This window comes from Pseudopedobacter beijingensis, assembly GCF_042678145.1.
Taxonomy (GTDB): Bacteria; Bacteroidota; Bacteroidia; order Sphingobacteriales; family Sphingobacteriaceae; genus Pseudopedobacter; species Pseudopedobacter beijingensis.
On sequence record NZ_JBHUDG010000014.1, the window covers coordinates 47,653 to 64,353 of the forward strand.

At 33.5% G+C, this 16,701-nt stretch carries 13 protein-coding genes; 10 read left to right on the forward strand and 3 right to left on the reverse strand.

All coding sequences use genetic code 11. From position 1 onward, the window contains the following. Positions 1–81 precede the first annotated feature (81 nt). On the forward strand, positions 82–1,713 hold the full coding sequence (locus ACFSAH_RS09475; RefSeq protein WP_379662487.1) for an Ig-like domain-containing domain: 1,632 nt from the start codon (positions 82–84) through the stop codon (positions 1,711–1,713). Here ACFSAH_RS09475 and ACFSAH_RS09480 read toward each other — a convergent pair whose 3' ends face one another. Together ACFSAH_RS09480 and nadB are read right to left on the reverse strand one after the other, a co-directional pair. Beyond that, positions 1,714–2,223: a gamma carbonic anhydrase family protein gene (locus ACFSAH_RS09480; RefSeq protein ID WP_379662488.1), complete on the reverse strand. Its 510-nt coding sequence runs from the start codon at positions 2,221–2,223 to the stop codon at positions 1,714–1,716. It lies immediately after the preceding gene. A 17-nt stretch (positions 2,224–2,240) separates the two neighbouring features. Further along, complete coding sequence (nadB, locus tag ACFSAH_RS09485; RefSeq protein WP_379662489.1) at positions 2,241–3,830, reverse strand: L-aspartate oxidase; 1,590 nt, start codon at positions 3,828–3,830, stop codon at positions 2,241–2,243. Between the two features lie 448 nt (positions 3,831–4,278). Between nadB and nadA the strand changes: the two genes are divergently transcribed. Together nadA and thiL are read left to right on the forward strand one after the other, a co-directional pair. Then, the gene (gene nadA, locus ACFSAH_RS09490; protein ID WP_379662490.1) at positions 4,279–5,271 is read left to right on the forward strand and encodes a quinolinate synthase NadA; all 993 of its coding nucleotides are present in this window, start codon (positions 4,279–4,281) and stop codon (positions 5,269–5,271) included. A 25-nt stretch (positions 5,272–5,296) separates the two neighbouring features. Beyond that, complete coding sequence (gene thiL, locus ACFSAH_RS09495) at positions 5,297–6,340, forward strand: thiamine-phosphate kinase (RefSeq protein ID WP_379662491.1); 1,044 nt, start codon at positions 5,297–5,299, stop codon at positions 6,338–6,340. A gap of 397 nt (positions 6,341–6,737) precedes the next feature. On the opposite strand, the gene ACFSAH_RS09500 is transcribed toward thiL, so the two are convergent. After that, the gene (locus tag ACFSAH_RS09500; protein ID WP_379662492.1) at positions 6,738–7,970 is read right to left on the reverse strand and encodes a M16 family metallopeptidase; all 1,233 of its coding nucleotides are present in this window, start codon (positions 7,968–7,970) and stop codon (positions 6,738–6,740) included. A gap of 98 nt (positions 7,971–8,068) precedes the next feature. Between ACFSAH_RS09500 and ACFSAH_RS09505 the strand changes: the two genes are divergently transcribed. The 7 genes from ACFSAH_RS09505 to ACFSAH_RS09535 all read left to right on the forward strand — a co-directional run bounded on the left by ACFSAH_RS09505 (position 8,069) and on the right by ACFSAH_RS09535 (position 16,507). After that, positions 8,069–8,908 carry an ion transporter gene (locus tag ACFSAH_RS09505; protein ID WP_379662493.1) on the forward strand — a complete coding sequence of 280 codons (840 nt, stop codon included), beginning with the start codon at positions 8,069–8,071 and terminating at the stop codon, positions 8,906–8,908. Then, positions 8,908–9,444, forward strand: coding sequence for a hypoxanthine phosphoribosyltransferase (gene hpt, locus ACFSAH_RS09510; RefSeq protein ID WP_379662494.1), 537 nt, complete (start codon positions 8,908–8,910; stop codon positions 9,442–9,444). Before ACFSAH_RS09505 ends, hpt begins: the two co-directional genes overlap by 1 nt. Before the next feature lie 100 nt (positions 9,445–9,544). Next, positions 9,545–11,293, forward strand: a complete 1,749-nt coding sequence (gene aspS / locus ACFSAH_RS09515) for an aspartate--tRNA ligase (protein WP_379662495.1) — start codon at positions 9,545–9,547, stop codon at positions 11,291–11,293. 206 nt (positions 11,294–11,499) lie between these two features. Then, positions 11,500–12,036, forward strand: coding sequence for a DUF3575 domain-containing protein (locus ACFSAH_RS09520; RefSeq protein WP_379662496.1), 537 nt, complete (start codon positions 11,500–11,502; stop codon positions 12,034–12,036). 99 nt (positions 12,037–12,135) lie between these two features. Then, on the forward strand, positions 12,136–13,521 hold the full coding sequence (locus tag ACFSAH_RS09525) for a DNA recombination protein RmuC (RefSeq protein ID WP_379662497.1): 1,386 nt from the start codon (positions 12,136–12,138) through the stop codon (positions 13,519–13,521). A 132-nt stretch (positions 13,522–13,653) separates the two neighbouring features. Next, positions 13,654–15,804 carry a prolyl oligopeptidase family serine peptidase gene (locus ACFSAH_RS09530; RefSeq protein ID WP_379662498.1) on the forward strand — a complete coding sequence of 717 codons (2,151 nt, stop codon included), beginning with the start codon at positions 13,654–13,656 and terminating at the stop codon, positions 15,802–15,804. A 127-nt stretch (positions 15,805–15,931) separates the two neighbouring features. Further along, complete coding sequence (locus ACFSAH_RS09535) at positions 15,932–16,507, forward strand: DUF1003 domain-containing protein (RefSeq protein WP_379662499.1); 576 nt, start codon at positions 15,932–15,934, stop codon at positions 16,505–16,507. Positions 16,508–16,701: the final 194 nt, after the last annotated feature.

Here is a 16,701-nt window from a genome sequence, read left to right on the forward strand (position 1 = left end):
ATTAATAATATACAAGCGATTATTTTAGACTTTTTGAGATAATACTCATAAAAATATAAAAATCGCTTATAAAGCTTAAAAATGGGCTTAAATAAGAAATCAACCTTTTTAGTATATTTTACTGCATTTATAAGTGCACTAACTTTAATAAATGGCTGTGCAAGTATGCAACAACCGGAAGGTGGTCCGAGGGATACTATTGCACCTTCTGTTATTAAAGAAATTCCAGAGAATTACACGCGGAATTTTAATAATAAAAAAATACTGATTGAACTTGACGAATATTTCAAGCTTAATAACGAGTATACAGAAATTAGTATATCTCCTACCCCTGAAGTAAATCCTTTTTATAAAATTAAAAAGAAAACCCTTGAAATAGAACTTAAGGACAGCCTTGAAAAAAACACCACTTATACCATAAATTTTGGTAACGCCATAGCGGATGTGAATGAGGGCAATAAATTAAAAAATTATAGCTACGTATTTTCTACCGGACCCGAAATAGATTCGCTACAAATATCCGGCAAGGTGGTAAACTATCTGGACAATAAACCTATTTTAGATGCTACGGTATTTATAATTCCGGTTTCCAGAGATAGCATATTTGGAAAGAAAAGGGCCTCTATTTATACAGCTACAGATTCATCGGGTAATTTTCGGTTAAAAAACCTAAAGGAAGAAAATTACAGATTGTATGCCTTAAAAGAGGAAAATGGAGGAGATAGGGTTTATAACAATGCCAAAGAAATGATTGGTTTTGTTAGTGATGATATTAAATTAAATAAAGATACTTCTGAAATACTGATCAAGCTTTTTAAACAATATCCGGAAGAATACAGAAACGTAGACCGGAAAATAGAGAATGATGGACGTATTACTATTATTTATAATAGACCGTTAGAAAAACCTGCATTCAAAATTATAGAACCGGAGATTAAGGACCCCATATTTAACTATTCTTTGAATGGGGATACCACTACCCTTTGGGTTAAAAAAATGGAATTTGACAGTTTAAAAATTGTTACTAATTCTGGAAATAAAATATTAGATACACTTACTTTAAAACGTAGTAAAAGAGATACTTATACCAGAAATATAACATTTAATACAAATCTGGTAGCTAATAAGATAAAACCGGGAACAGATCTGACTCTTACTTTTAACGTTCCCATAGAAAATATAGATAAAAACCTGATAGCTATTACCCAGGATTCTACCCGAATACCTAATTATTTATTACAGGCTGCAGATAAAAATAACCGGGTATTTAAGATTGTGTATCCGTGGAAAGTAAAAAAAATGTATGCTATAGAGATAAAGGATGAAGCTATTACAGATATCTATGGTACTAAAAACAAGGCTCTTAAAGGTGGTTTTGAGTTAGATGAAGTAGAAAACTACGGAAACCTGAGCTTGAATATGGTGAAGTCTGATACGGCTAAAAACTATATTGTACAGTTATTGGACGAAAAGCAAAATGTACTGAAAGAAAATCCTATTACCAAAAACGAAATCATCAATTATCCGATGATGCCTAATGGTAAATATATAGTTAGAGTGGTTTATGATGCCAATAATAACGGAATTTTTGATAGTGGAAATGTATTCAAGAAAATACAGCCTGAAAAAATATGGCTTTATGATAAGGAAATAGTCATCAGACCAAATTGGGACAGAGAAGAAAAGATCACTATCCCAAAAGATTTTGATTAACTATCTGAACCAATCAGAATACATAATATAATTATGAGGTAAACGATTTAAAAGCTCCTTCTGTTCATCAGTAAGGGGCTTAATTTTTTTTGCAGGCATACCTGCATATAAAAATCCGCTCTCGCAGACTGTATTTTCAAGAACTACTGCTCCTGCAGCAATAATAACATACTCTTCTACCACAGCATTATCCATTACAATAGCTCCCATTCCTACCAGTACCTTATCTTTTAGTATACAACCATGTACTAAAGCATTATGACCAATGTTTACATCGTTACCAATAGTAGTAGCTGCTTTCTGGTAAGTAGCATGTATAACTACACCATCCTGAATATTGGTTCTATCTCCTATTTTAATGGAGTTTACATCGCCCCTGACTACAGCATTAAACCATACCGAACAGTTTTCTCCCAAGATTACATCGCCAACAATAGTTGCATTGGGCGCTATAAAACAACTTTGTGGAATTTGCGGATTCACACCTTTTACAGGTAAAATAACAGGCATATATAAAACTTAATTAATTATAAAATAGTATCGTTTAGCTGATCAGAATGGTCTGGATAATCTGTTGTATAATGTAATCCCCTACTTTCTTTACGTTCCATAGCCGATTTAATAACAATATAAGCTACCTGAATAAGATTTCTTAATTCGCAAAGTTTAACGGATATTTTGGTTTTCTTGTAAAAATCTTCGGTTTCATCATACAATAGTCTTAATCTGCGCATGGCTCTTTCTAAACGAAAATCAGATCGGACAATGCCCACGTAATCACTCATCATTTTTTGCATCTCCCTCACATTATGTGTTACCAATATATCTTCATTAGAAAGCTTGGTATTGGTATCATTCCAATCTGGAACATTATCCGGAGCAGAAAATTCGTTTAGTCTGTTTTTGGAATCTAAATAAATTCTGTGAGCATAAACCAAAGCTTCCAGTAAAGAATTGGAAGCTAATCTATTGGCACCATGTAATCCTGTAGAAGAAACCTCTCCGCAAGCATATAATGCATTAATAGAAGAACGGCCAAATTCGTCAACCATCACTCCTCCGCACATATAATGACAGGCTGGAGTAACCGGAACCATATCCTTGGTCATATCAATACCAATAGATAAACATTTGGCATAAATATTAGGGAAATGAGAAAGTATTTCTTCTTTTTTACGATGCCTCACATCCAGATAAACAAAATCTTCACCAGATTTTTTCATTTCGGCATCTATTGCCCTGGCTACAATATCGCGGGGTGCTAAAGAACCCCGGTTATCATACTCGTACATAAATTCTTCTCCATTCCTTCTTTTTAAAACGCCTCCAAAGCCACGTACAGCTTCAGAAATCAAAAACGATGGATATTCGCCAGGATTATATAATGCAGTAGGATGAAACTGTATAAACTCCATATTCCTTACTTTAGCTTTAGCTCTGTAGGCCATTGCTATACCATCGCCAGTAGCTATGGTAGGATTTGTAGTAGAACTATATATATGACCTGCACCACCTGCAGCCAAAACGGTTATTTTGGACAGAATTTTCTCTACCTTTCCGGTCTTTGTATCTAATGCATAAATTCCATAGCATTGGATATTGTCAGAATTTCTGTTAACAAATTGGCCTAAATGATGCTGCGTAATTAAATCAACAGCAAAATAATGGGTAAGAACCTCAATATTAGGATTTTGATGTATTTCTGATAATAATGCCCTTTCAATTTCAAAACCAGTGATATCTTTATAATGTAACACTCTATGTTCTGAATGTCCGCCTTCTTTTGCCAAATCATAAACACCTGCATTATTTTTATCAAAGTTGGTTCCGTAAGCAATAATTTCGGCAATTCTATCGGGGCCTTCTTCCACAACTCTTTCCACAGCTCCTTTATCACACAATCCATCTCCGGCTATTAACGTGTCATTTATATGCTTTTCAAAAGAATCCCCAACTTTATCCACAACTACAGCAACACCTCCCTGAGCATACTTAGTGTTAGATTCGTCTTCATTAGACTTTGTAACTATAAGAACCTTACCATGTTTTGCAGCCTTAAGGGCAAAACTTAACCCAGCTATGCCCGAACCAATAACTAAGTAATCCACATTTTTCATAAAAACAAATCAGTTTTTTCTAATTTTTAAATATAGGTGTTGAAAACGGTAATAAATATGTTAATTCTATGTAAGTAATAAATGAAAAGTATATTAAAATGTTAATAACCCTGTGAATTTGTATAAAACAAATAAAATTATTGATTCGTTTACCAACATATTCCCTACTTTATCAACGTTTCAAAAATACTTATTAATAAACAGAATAATTAAATGAAATTTTCCTTGATTTCTATATCTAACTGTAAAAGAGTTGAATAAATGTCTAAAAATGTTAATAACTTGTTAATTATTGAATAAAAACATCAAAAACAAAAATAAATTCTAAAAAATATACACGTTACTAACACTATAATAAACCATAAGTTCTTTTTTAAATAAAATATTGTTTGTTATTGAAAAGTTGAAAACGGATAATTTTTAAATTTCCTACCTTTGGGATTGTAAAATGAATGCACTTGAAGAGATAAACTTGAAAGGGTTTGTAGATGAGTATATAGACCCAACTTTAGATCTGTTTGATGAGATTGAAAAGTTAAAAAAAGAAAAAAATGCAGTAATTCTTGCGCATTATTATCAAGATCCTGATATTCAGGATATTGCTGATTATATTGGTGATAGCTTAGGGCTGTCTCAGCAAGCTGCCAAAACGGATGCAAGTGTAATTGTTTTTGCCGGTGTACATTTTATGGCAGAAACAGCTAAAATATTATCTCCAGATAAAAAAGTATTGCTTCCGGATGTTAAAGCAGGTTGTTCTTTGTCTGACAGCTGCCCTCCGCATTTGTTTAGAAAATTTAAGGAGAAATACCCTGACCATATTGTGATAACTTATGTAAACTGTACTGCAGAGCTGAAAGCTTTGAGTGATATTGTTTGTACATCAAGCAATGCGGTACAGATTGTAGAAAGTTTACCAAAAGATCAGAAAATAATCTTTGGACCGGATAGAAATCTGGGAGCTTATGTGATGAAGAAAACGGGCAGAGATATGGTTTTGTGGAATGGTGCCTGTATGGTACACGAGATTTTTTCGCAGGAAAAGATTACTAAACTGAAAGAACGCCACCCTAATGCTAAATTTATTGCTCATCCTGAGTGTGAGGATGCGATATTAAAAATGGCAGATTATATAGGTTCTACTACCGGCTTATTAAATTATACGGTTAAAAGTGATGCCCAGGAATTTATTGTAGCTACAGAAACTGGTATTATCCATCAAATGGAGAAAGAAAATCCTGGAAAAACATTTATTCCAGCTCCACCAAATAATTCGTGTGCTTGTAATGATTGCCCTCACATGAAGCGTAACACATTGGAAAAGTTATACTTATGTTTAAAAAATGAGCTTCCGGAAGTTGATGTTCCACGTGAAATAATAGAAAGAGCTAGATTACCTATTGAGAGGATGCTGGATATTTCGGCTAAACTGGGATTGTAATTTATCAATTTGATTCATAAAATAGATGTTCGAAAACACGCAAACAACAGATATCAATAATTTAGGAGAATTTGGTTTAATAGATCATCTCACTAAAAATATCAAATTAACACATGAATCTACCCTAAAAGGAGTTGGAGATGATGCTGCCGTTTTAAATTTTAAAAGCAAAAAAACGTTGGTTTCTACCGATATGCTTTTAGAAGGTGTACATTTTGATTTGGCATTTACTCCACTTAAGCATTTGGGATACAAAGCTATACAGGTTAATTTGAGTGATATTTATGCGATGAATGGAATAGCCTCTCATGTGACTGTGTCTTTAGGTTTTTCGAGTAAATTCTCGGTAGAAGCTGTAGAAGAGCTTTATGCGGGTATGCTGTTAGCCTGCCATAAATATAATATAGATTTAATTGGTGGCGATACCTGTTCTTCTAAACAGGGTTTGGTTATTAGTGTAACCAGTATAGGCTATGCCGATGAAAAGGATGTTGTTTATAGAAATGGTGCTGAAGAAGGAGATTTACTTTGTGTTTCTGGCGATTTAGGAGGTGCTTATTTGGGACTCCAGCTCTTGGAAAGGGAAAAGCAAGTTTTCTTAGCAAATCCGAATATACAACCTGATTTAGAGGGAAAAGATTATATTATAGAAAGACAATTAAAACCGGAAGCCCGATTGGATATTGTTGATCTTCTGAAAAAGATGAAGATAAAGCCTACTTCTATGATTGATGTTTCTGATGGGTTAGCTTCTGAAATTTTACATCTTACCAGACAATCCGGAAAAGGATGTAAAGTTTATGAAGAGAAGATTCCCTTAGATCCGCAAACTATAGAAATGGCCAGGGAATTTGGATTGGATCCTACTGTATGTGCTTTAAGCGGTGGCGAAGATTACGAATTACTTTTTACTATTAAACAAGCAGATTACGACAGGTTAAAACACGATGTAGATATTTCTGTAATAGGTTATATCACAGAAGAAAGTGCCGGAAACTATTTAATTTCTAAATCTGGTAATGCCCATGAATTAAAAGCCCAGGGATGGAATGCTTTTAAGGAGAAGTAGATATTTGAGGTTGTATAAATAGTATCTTATTATTTTGATTGCAGTCAGTCGAGGGATCTCTTTCAGAAGTACTTAGGGAAGAGATTTCTCTTAGCTGTACTATTATTTTGATAACGTCCCCTTTTTACGTAAAAAAGATGCTGAAATAAATTCAGCATGACTGGTCTGTCGTTTTCGTCATCCTGATGGGTAGGAAGGATCTCATCCTACATTATTGCTTTTTGTCACCCTGAGCAGAGTCGAAGGGTCATACGCAGAGGCTTCGACTGAGTTTATCCTGAGCCCGACGAAGGGCTCAGCCTGACAAAAAGCCGTGATGCCCTGGGGAACTGAACTAATGCAAATTCTTAACTTGAAAGTTCAGAATGACTATACGCTTAGTAGAAACCAATTTATCTTATTCTTTTTCAGGAACAAAACTGAGGTTACTTAATCTATTGATATCAAAAATTTCGTTTGATATTTCTAATAAGCCTTCTGTATTAATATTGTTTATTTTAGAGAATACTTCATCTAAAGAATCAATATAATCAAAATCTACCAGGCTTTTGGCCATAGAGATTAAGACAGCCATCCGGTTTTCCTCGCTCAAAGCAATTTGTCCAATAAACCTTTTCTTAGCTTGCTCCAGTTGTAATAAACCTAATTTTTGGTCTCTTAGTTTTTTTAATTCTTTATGGATTAGTTTGATAGCTTTATTGGCTTTTTCGGCATCAGTACCAAAATAGATAGAAAAAATACCAGTATCAGAAAGTGGAATGTAATTAGATTCTATGGTGTAGGCTATGCCTCTTTTTTCTCTTATTTCAAGATTAAGTCTCGAACTCATGAAACTTCCTCCCAATAAATTATTCAGTAAAGAAAGTCCATACTTTCTAGCATCATAAAAAGAATATGCTGTACCACCCATAATAAGATGGGTTTGGTTGATAGGTTTAGCTAGCTCTATATTGAAGTGCTGATTTTGAATGGGCTTTATCCTTTGTTTTTTATGGGTGTTTTCTGGGATGTGGTTTAAATATTTCTCTGCTTTTTTGAGTATTCTCGAAAACTTATAATTACCACAAACGGCTAAAACTATTTCAGAAGTATTATAGTTTTTTTCTAAAAAATCCAGGACATCTTTCTTATTAAACTTGAGTACAGATTCTCTGGTTCCCAGAATATTTTCTCCTAAAGTATGTCCTTTGAACAGAATATTTTCAAATTCGTCGGCAATAGCTTCTTCCGGTTGGTCTTCGTAACTTAAAATTTCGTCTATAATAACCCCTTTTTCCTTTTCGATTTCATTTTCAGGAAATACGGAATTAAAAGCAATATCAGCTAAAAGATCTATTGTTCTTTCCAGATATTCATTTAAAAAAGAACTATGTAAGCAAGTATATTCTTTAGTGGTATAAGCATTTAAATCTGCACCAACAATTTCTAACCTGTTTAATATTTGGTTAGTATTTCTTGTCTTAGTGCCTTTAAATAAAAGATGCTCAATAAAATGTGCTAATCCCGGTTCGCCTGGTTTTTCATCGCGAGAACCTGTGTTTATTAATAAACAACAATGAGAAATAGGGGAATTGGCATATTTGAATAATAATCTGATGCCATTTTTTAAAGTGTAAACTTCGTGATCCATGTGCTGTTTACAAAGATAGTGAATAAAACCCTATTCCTATTTTGTAGCGTATCGTTACATTTTATTAGCTTTGGTTTTTGGCCATAACATTTCTATTTATGACTGTTTTTCAAAAAATAAACAGCTTCCTGAAAGACAATTTGAGACGGAGGAAATTGCGATCTCTCATTTTTAATTCGGATACCAAAGCAGGAAGAAAGTTTGATATTATCTTGCTTACGCTTATCCTATCCAGTGTGATTTTAGTCATATTGGAAAGTATGCCGGAAATAGGGTCTTACCATCCGGATTTGTTTTATGTTATAGACTGGATGTTTACCATTCTGTTTTCCATAGAGTATCTACTAAGAGTATATTCAGCAGAGAAAAGGCATAAGTATATTTTTAGTTCCTGGGGAATTATAGATTTACTTTCTATTTTACCAACCTATCTGAGCTTAATTGTTTTCAGTTACCACTATCTTTTGGTAATAAGGATTTTACGGTTATTAAGAGTTTTCAGAATTTTAAGATTGTTTAATTTTACAAGAGAAGGACAAGTATTATTAGGGGCATTAAAAAGAAGTATGTATAAAATACTGGTATTTATTAGTTTCCTGCTCATATTTGTTATTCTTATAGGTACGCTTATGTACGTTATAGAACACGGTAATCCAGGTTTTAACAGTATACCGGCTAGTATATATTGGGCAATAGTCACTGTTACAACTGTAGGTTTTGGCGATATTGTTCCTATAACTTATATGGGCAAGTTTTTAGCTTCTATGATTATGCTTAGCGGTTATGCTATTATAGCGGTGCCTACAGGTATTGTAACTGTAGAATTAGCCAGATCTAAAAGAAGTGCTTTGCAATGCAGAAACTGTAAATATTCGGTAGAAAGTTTTCATAATTATTGCAGCAATTGCGGAACAGCTGTACATGTAGTAGAAAAATAATGGATTTAACAGTAAATGATAAGGTTTTTGAACCTTTTATAGATTATAAGACTATTGAAAATAGAATTAAACTTTTGGCAATACAGATTAATAAAGATTATGAAGGGAAAACACCACTTTTTGTAGGTATATTAAATGGAAGCTTTATGTTTCTTGCAGATTTAATGAAAGAAGTAAGCATACCTTGTGAAATTTCTTTCATGAAAGTTTCTTCTTACGAAGCGATGTCCAGTACAGGTAATATAAAAGAACATCTTTCTTTAACTATGGATATTGAAAACAGGGATATTGTTTTGGTAGAAGATATTATAGAATCTGGAAATACTTTAAAATACCTGATAGAGTCTCTGGAAAAAAGAAAACCAAAATCTATTAAAGTAGCTTCTCTGCTATTTAAAACAAAAGAACTTAAACATACCATTGCCGAAATAGAATATATTGGGTTCGAAATTGCCAGTGATTTTGTAGTGGGTTACGGATTGGATTATGATGGCTTGGGGAGAAATACCAAGAATATTTACAAGTTAAAAAACTGATTTTATACAGCCTGTCATTTTTAATCTTGATGACAAGCTGTATACTCAAATAAAAATAAGATTTTCTATCTTCGCACTTACATAAAAAACATTAAAACAGATGCATAGAACTCATACTTGTGGCGAATTAACCATAGCCGATTTAGGAAAAGAAGTTACATTGAGTGGTTGGGTACAAAAATCGCGTGATTTAGGCGGGATGACTTTTATTGATGTACGTGACAGATATGGTATTACGCAACTGGTTTTTAATGCAGATGATAATGAAGAACTCAGAACAAAAGCAAGAGAGCTGGGCAGAGAATATGTGATTAAGGTTAATGGAACTGTTATAGAAAGAAGCAGCAAAAACCTTAAAATACCAACCGGAGAAATAGAAATAAAAGTTGCTGATTTAGAAATTCTGAATGTGGCAAAACTACCACCTTTTATGATAGAGGATGAAACAGATGGTGGTGACGATTTAAGAATGAAATACCGTTACCTGGATTTGAGAAGAAATCCGGTAAGAAATAACCTGATTTTACGTCATAAAATGGCTCAGGAAATCAGAAAATATTTAGATTCGAAAGGGTTTTTAGAAGTAGAAACTCCAGTTCTGATAAAATCTACGCCAGAAGGGGCAAGAGACTTTGTAGTGCCAAGTCGTATGAACCCCGGAGAGTTTTATGCCCTACCACAATCTCCGCAAACTTTTAAGCAATTATTAATGGTATCTGGTTTTGACAGATATTTTCAGATTGTTAAATGTTTTAGAGACGAGGATTTAAGAGCAGACAGACAGCCAGAGTTTACACAAATAGACTGTGAAATGGCATTTATAGAACAGGAGGATATCCTGAATATTTTTGAAGGCTTAACCCGTCATATGTTTAAAAATGTAAAAGGGCTTGAATTTGAAGATTTTCCAAGAATGACTTATGATACAGCTATGAAACTGTATGGTTCTGATAAACCGGATACCCGTTTTGGGATGCAGTTTGTAGAAATAACCGCATTAGGTCAGGGAAAAGGATTTCCGGTGTTTGACAATGCACAATTAGTAGTAGGTATAAATGCATTGGGATGTGCTTCTTATACGAGAAAACAACTGGATGAATTGACAGATTTTGTGAAAAGACCTCAGATTGGTGCTACCGGAATGATTTATATGCGCCATAACGAAGATGGTTCATTAAAATCATCCGTAGATAAATTCTTTAACGAAGAAGAACTACAAAAATGGGCCGATGCCTTTAATACAAAACCCGGTGATTTGGTTTTAATACTTGCCGGAGCGCAACCAGATAAAGTTCGTAAGCAATTGAACGAACTGCGTTTAGAGATAGGAAATCGCTTAGGCTTAAGAGACAAAAACAAATTTTCGCCACTTTGGGTCGTAGATTTCCCTTTATTAGAATGGGACGAAGAAACAAATCGTTACCATGCTATGCACCATCCTTTTACATCTCCAAAACCAGAAGATATAGCAAAATTAGATTCAGATCCGGGAGCGGTAAGAGCCAATGCTTATGATTTGGTTATTAATGGAACAGAAATAGGCGGAGGTTCTATACGTATACACGACAAACAATTACAATCTTTAATGTTTAAGCATTTAGGTTTTACACCAGAAGAAGCACAAAGACAGTTTGGATTTTTAATGGAAGCATTTGAATACGGTGCGCCCCCACATGGCGGTATAGCCTTTGGATTTGATAGGTTAGTATCTGTTTTTGCAGGTTTAGACAGTATCAGAGATGTTATAGCCTTCCCTAAAAATAATTCGGGTAGAGACGTAATGATAGATGCTCCGGCTACGATAGACGAAAAACAAAAAGTGGAACTGAGTATAAAAACTACGGTTTAAACATTTCCTGTTTCTAAAGATTTGCAATTAGTTATAAAATAAGAGTAGCTTAAAATAAATTTCTCTGTCAGGCTAAGGTTATAATAGCTATTGCAGAGAAATTTTGACAAGCTCAGCATGAGACTTTAGTACTTTTTATACTTGCTAATTTGTAGCATACATTGTTTATTACCCGTAATCAATAAATAAATCATGAAACTTAAACAATGAAAAAACTATTGCTTATTGCTGTAATATTTACAGCTATGTATTTTAAAGGCTATGCTCAAAGCGAAAAAAACACCATTAAAATTAATCCTATAAGTGCATTATTACGTACAGGATCTATATTTTATGAGCACAAACTTTCAGATCAAACTTCTGCACAGTTAGGACTTGCTTATACAGGAATGAAGCTTTCTGATACTAAATTCTCAGGATTAGCCTTAACTCCAGAATTTAGATTTTATCCTAAACAAAATGCCATAAACGGATTGTATACAGCTGCTTTTTTAAGATATCAGGATTATAAAGTAAAAGATGATGCTTCAGGAGCAAAAGGTTCTTACTCATCCATGGGAGGTGGTATTTTATTGGGAAGACAATGGGTTTATAACAGTGCATTTACTTTAGATATCTTTTTTGGACCATCTATTAATTCAGGAAAAGTAAAAGCAGATGACGGAAGTGCTGAGCCTGAAATTAGTCACGGAATAGATGGATTTGGATTAAGAGCAGGTATATCATTAGGTTTTGCTTTTTAATAAATAGCTTATCAGATATAATAATACTAAACCGGTTGCTGTAAAAGGCAAACCGGTTTTCTTTTTTTAAGATGCTATCAAATCATTAATTTCGTAAATATGGAACCACTTCTGCTAGCATCGATTATTATTTTATGTATTTCTGTTGTTTTATTTTTAAAACGTCCTAAAAACTCTCAGGATAAAGAAGCATTAAAAAACTTATCTGTAGAAACTGAAAGGCTGAAAATAGATCTGGCGCTGGCTCAACAAAAAGCAGAAAGCGTAAAGTCAGAAGCACAAAATATCAATGCCATTATAAAAGAAGAAAAACAGGATGTAGAATTTAAACTCTACAACCAAATAAGTCGGCTGGAAGAAGAAATAAAAGTATTAATAGAGCAGTTAAATAACGAAAAGCAAAATAATGCAGCCATACAATCAAAACTCTTAGCCGAACAACAAAAAATTGCTGAACAAAAAGCACATATAGAAAATTTACATAAACAATTTAAGGTAGAGTTTGAAAATATAGCCAACCAGATACTTAAAGAAAAAACCAAAGAATTTACGGAAGTTAACAGGACAAATCTGGATATTTTGTTAAATCCGCTAAAAGAAAATATCAAAGCTTTTGAACAAAAGGTAGAACAGAGCTATAAAGCAGAATCTGCAGAAAGGTTTACACTAAAAGGTACCATAGACGAGCTCATTAAGCAAACTAAACTAATACAGGACGATGCCAATAATTTAACCAAAGCCTTAAAAGGAGATAATAAAAAACAAGGCAATTGGGGCGAAATGGTATTAGATCGTTTGCTAGAAAGTTCTGGTTTAATAGATGGCGTAAACTATACAAAACAAAGTAGTTTTGTGAATGATGAAGGAGGCAGATCTTTACCTGATGTTATTTTAAACCTTCCGGAAAATAAACATATTGTTATTGATTCAAAAGTTTCTTTATTGGCTTATGAAAGATTTATTAATGCAGATGAAGACGAAAAAGACAATTATATTAAACAACATCTACTTTCTATAAAAGGTCATATTCAAAATTTAGGTAGTAAAAATTATCATGATCTTTATAAGATAAACTCTCCCGAATTTGTATTGTTATTTATTCCTATAGAATCTTCTTTTGCTATTGCCGTACAATATGACAGAGAACTATTTGATTTTGCATGGAATAAAAAAGTAGTTATAGTAACGCCTTCTACCCTTTTGGCTACCTTAAAAACTGTAGCTTCTATTTGGAAACAAGAACAACAAACAAAAAATGCTATAGAAATAGCAACCAAAGCAGGTGCCCTGTACGATAAGTTTGTTGGTTTTATTAATGATATGAATAAAATAGGTGACAGTATTGATAAATCTCAAAAGGCTTATTCAGACGCCATGAATAAATTAACTACAGGAACAGGCAATCTGGTCGGTCGGGCAGAAAATATCCGCAAATTGGGAGCAAAAACATCTAAATTGATTGATGGGAATTTGATCGAAGATTGATATATTTAAATTGTTACTTACAAAACTTTATTAGCCTGTTTACTGTATCTATTTTAGAGCTTCTGAACCAAAATATTTTTTCAATTTATTGAGAAAGGCTATCTGATAAATGAAAACAATAAAAATAAACAGATGAAAAAAACGGCACTTATAATTGCAGCGATTTCATTAGTCGCCTGTAATAATTCAAAAGAACAAAAAATATTACCCAAAGAAACGATGACTATTTTGCCCTATCCTCAAACAAAGAAATTAGCTATTAAAGACAATATTTTTGGAACCCCGGTAGAAGATCCTTACAGATGGTTGGAAGACGATTTATCTGCAGAAACAAAACAATGGGTAGAAGAAGAAAACAAAGTTACTCAGAACTATCTGGAGCAAATACCTTTTAGAGAAGCTATAAAAAGCAGGTTAACTGATTTGTGGAATTACGAAAAGTATTCGGCACCTTTTAAAGAAGGAAAATATACCTATTTCTTTAAAAATGATGGATTGCAAAATCAGGCTGTTTTATACAGACAGGAAGGAGAAAACGGAAAACCAGAAATATTCCTTGATCCTAATAAATTTTCAGAAGATGGCACCAGCTCCCTTGGAGGATTGAGTTTTTCAAAAGACGGAAGTTTGGCAGCCTATCAGATTTCTGACGGAGGGTCAGACTGGAGAAGAGTAATTATATTGGAAGTAGAGAATAAAAGCGAAGTAGGAAATGCACTGACAGATGTAAAATTCTCGGATCTTTCATGGAAAGAAAACGATGGTTTTTATTATAGCAGTTATGATAAACCTAAAGAAGGAAGTGCTTTATCTGGACTTACCCAAAAACATAAATTGTATTACCACCGTATAGGAACTGCACAATCTGATGATAAATTAATATTTGGAGGAAATGAAACCCCAAGAAGGTACATCAGCGGAGATGTAACAGAAGACCAAAAATATTTAATTATTACAGCGGCAGTTTCGACTTCAGGAAATGAACTGTATGTACAGGATTTAACCAGGGAAAATGCACCAATTGTCCCGGTTGTTAAGAATTTTGATAACAACCATCATGTGGTTTATTCTAAGGACAATGCATTATACATATACACTAATCTTCATGCACCTAATTTTAGATTAGTAAAAGCAGATGTAAACAATGCTGACCCGGAAAATTGGAAAGACGTTATACCAGAAACAGAAAATGTACTACAAATAACAACAGGAGGAAATAAATTTTTCGCCAATTATCTTAAAGATGCAACTTCATTTGTAGTACAGTTTGATTTGGATGGAAAAAAAGAAAGAGAGATTACTTTACCTGGTTTAGGAACAGCATCTGGCTTTGATGCTAAACAAAAAGAAAAAGAGCTGTATTATACTTTTACTTCCTATGTATATCCGCCTACTATATTTAAATACGATATATCATCCGGAAAGTCATCAGAATACAAAAAATCAGGGGTTAGTTTTGACCCTTCTCAATACGAATCTAAACAGGTTTTCTATACTTCAAAAGATGGAACAAAAATTCCGTTAATTATTACTTATAAAAAGGGAGTAGTATTAAATGGTAAAAATCCGACTTTATTATACGGTTATGGAGGATTTAATATCAGTTTAACGCCTGCTTTTAGTACCTCTAATATTGTTTTATTAGAACAAGGTGGTATTTATGCCGTTGCTAATTTACGTGGTGGTGGCGAGTATGGAGAAAAATGGCATATTGCGGGGACCAAACAACAAAAACAAAATGTATTTGATGATTTTATTGCAGCCGCACATTATTTGATAGATAATAAATATACCTCTACAGACTATTTAGGAATTGCTGGCGGATCTAATGGAGGATTGTTGGTTGGTGCAGCAATTACGCAACACCCAGAATTGTTTAAAGTAGCATTTCCTGCGGTGGGTGTTTTAGATATGTTGCGTTATCATAAATTTACCGCCGGAGCAGGCTGGGCTTATGATTACGGTACGGCCGAAGATTCTAAAGAAATGTTTGAGTATTTATATAAATATTCTCCTTATCATGCTTTAAAACAAGGAACCGCTTATCCGGCTACAATGGTAACTACGGCAGATCATGACGATAGAGTTGTTCCGGCACATTCATTCAAGTTTGCGGCCAGATTGCAGGAATATCATCAGGGAAATAATCCGGTGTTGATTAGGATTGAAACGAATGCGGGACATGGAGCAGGAAAGCCAACAGCCATGATTATTCAGGAGCAGGCAGATAAATGGGCTTTTATGTTCCAGAATATGAACATCCCCTATCAGGTCATTAAATAATTTTAAATAAATAAAACCTTCTTTAGAAACGTAATCTAAATATATAGTGAGGTACTTTTTGTGTATTAAGCGTTAATAGATAAATATGCCATAACTTTAATTTATTGTAAGAGTCCATTTTTAAGTTATGAAAAAAGTAAAGATAGATTATCAAAGCTTGTTAGATACCAGTGATCTACGTCTGAAAAAGTTACATACCATTGTTCTGAAATCTATAGAGGAAGAGCAATTAATCTCTAAAAAGCTTGAGTCTGAAGAGAACCTTACAATAGGTCAACGGTTAGCGGATAAAGTTGCCGATTTTGGAGGAAGCTGGAGTTTTATATTGGTTTTTCTTTTAATTATTTTAGCTTGGATGGTCGTAAATATATACTTTTTTAAGGAAAAAGGTTTTGATCCGTATCCATTTATTCTGTTAAATCTTCTATTATCTTGTTTAGCGGCTTTTCAGGCACCTATTATTATGATGAGTCAAAATAGACAAGAAGAAAAAGACAGAAGAAGGGCTGAAGAAGATTATCTGGTGAATTTAAAGGCAGAAATAGAAATTAAAACCTTACATGAGAAAATTGATTTATTGATTACTGAGCAAATGGAAACGTTATTGCAAATTCAGAAGGTGCATGTAGATAGAATAAATCAATTAGAAAAGCAAATTATAAATTTTCAGAAGCAGCATCAGGGAAAAGAAGATAAGGCATAAAATAGTGCACTTATTAAATAAATATAAGGCTTTAAATATAAAGGGGTTGTATCAAAAGAACCTTGCCGTCACGAGCGCAATTGAGGGAGCTGTAATCTTCCCTTAAAACAGCTACGATTATTAATGTAGTTTTATAATTTAGGGTAATGAAAAAAAGTAAGTTTAGCGAAACACAGATCATCAAGATTTTGAAG

Coding starts and splice junctions, on each gene's coding strand:
- ACFSAH_RS09475 (WP_379662487.1), top strand. CDS start 82: ATGGGCTTAAATAAGAAATCAACCTTTTTAGTATATTTTACTGCATTT.
- ACFSAH_RS09480 (WP_379662488.1), bottom strand. CDS start 2,223: ATGCCTGTTATTTTACCTGTAAAAGGTGTGAATCCGCAAATTCCACAA.
- nadB (WP_379662489.1), bottom strand. CDS start 3,830: ATGAAAAATGTGGATTACTTAGTTATTGGTTCGGGCATAGCTGGGTTA.
- nadA (WP_379662490.1), top strand. CDS start 4,279: ATGAATGCACTTGAAGAGATAAACTTGAAAGGGTTTGTAGATGAGTAT.
- thiL (WP_379662491.1), top strand. CDS start 5,297: ATGTTCGAAAACACGCAAACAACAGATATCAATAATTTAGGAGAATTT.
- ACFSAH_RS09500 (WP_379662492.1), bottom strand. CDS start 7,970: ATGGATCACGAAGTTTACACTTTAAAAAATGGCATCAGATTATTATTC.
- ACFSAH_RS09505 (WP_379662493.1), top strand. CDS start 8,069: ATGACTGTTTTTCAAAAAATAAACAGCTTCCTGAAAGACAATTTGAGA.
- hpt (WP_379662494.1), top strand. CDS start 8,908: ATGGATTTAACAGTAAATGATAAGGTTTTTGAACCTTTTATAGATTAT.
- aspS (WP_379662495.1), top strand. CDS start 9,545: ATGCATAGAACTCATACTTGTGGCGAATTAACCATAGCCGATTTAGGA.
- ACFSAH_RS09520 (WP_379662496.1), top strand. CDS start 11,500: ATGAAAAAACTATTGCTTATTGCTGTAATATTTACAGCTATGTATTTT.
- ACFSAH_RS09525 (WP_379662497.1), top strand. CDS start 12,136: ATGGAACCACTTCTGCTAGCATCGATTATTATTTTATGTATTTCTGTT.
- ACFSAH_RS09530 (WP_379662498.1), top strand. CDS start 13,654: ATGAAAAAAACGGCACTTATAATTGCAGCGATTTCATTAGTCGCCTGT.
- ACFSAH_RS09535 (WP_379662499.1), top strand. CDS start 15,932: ATGAAAAAAGTAAAGATAGATTATCAAAGCTTGTTAGATACCAGTGAT.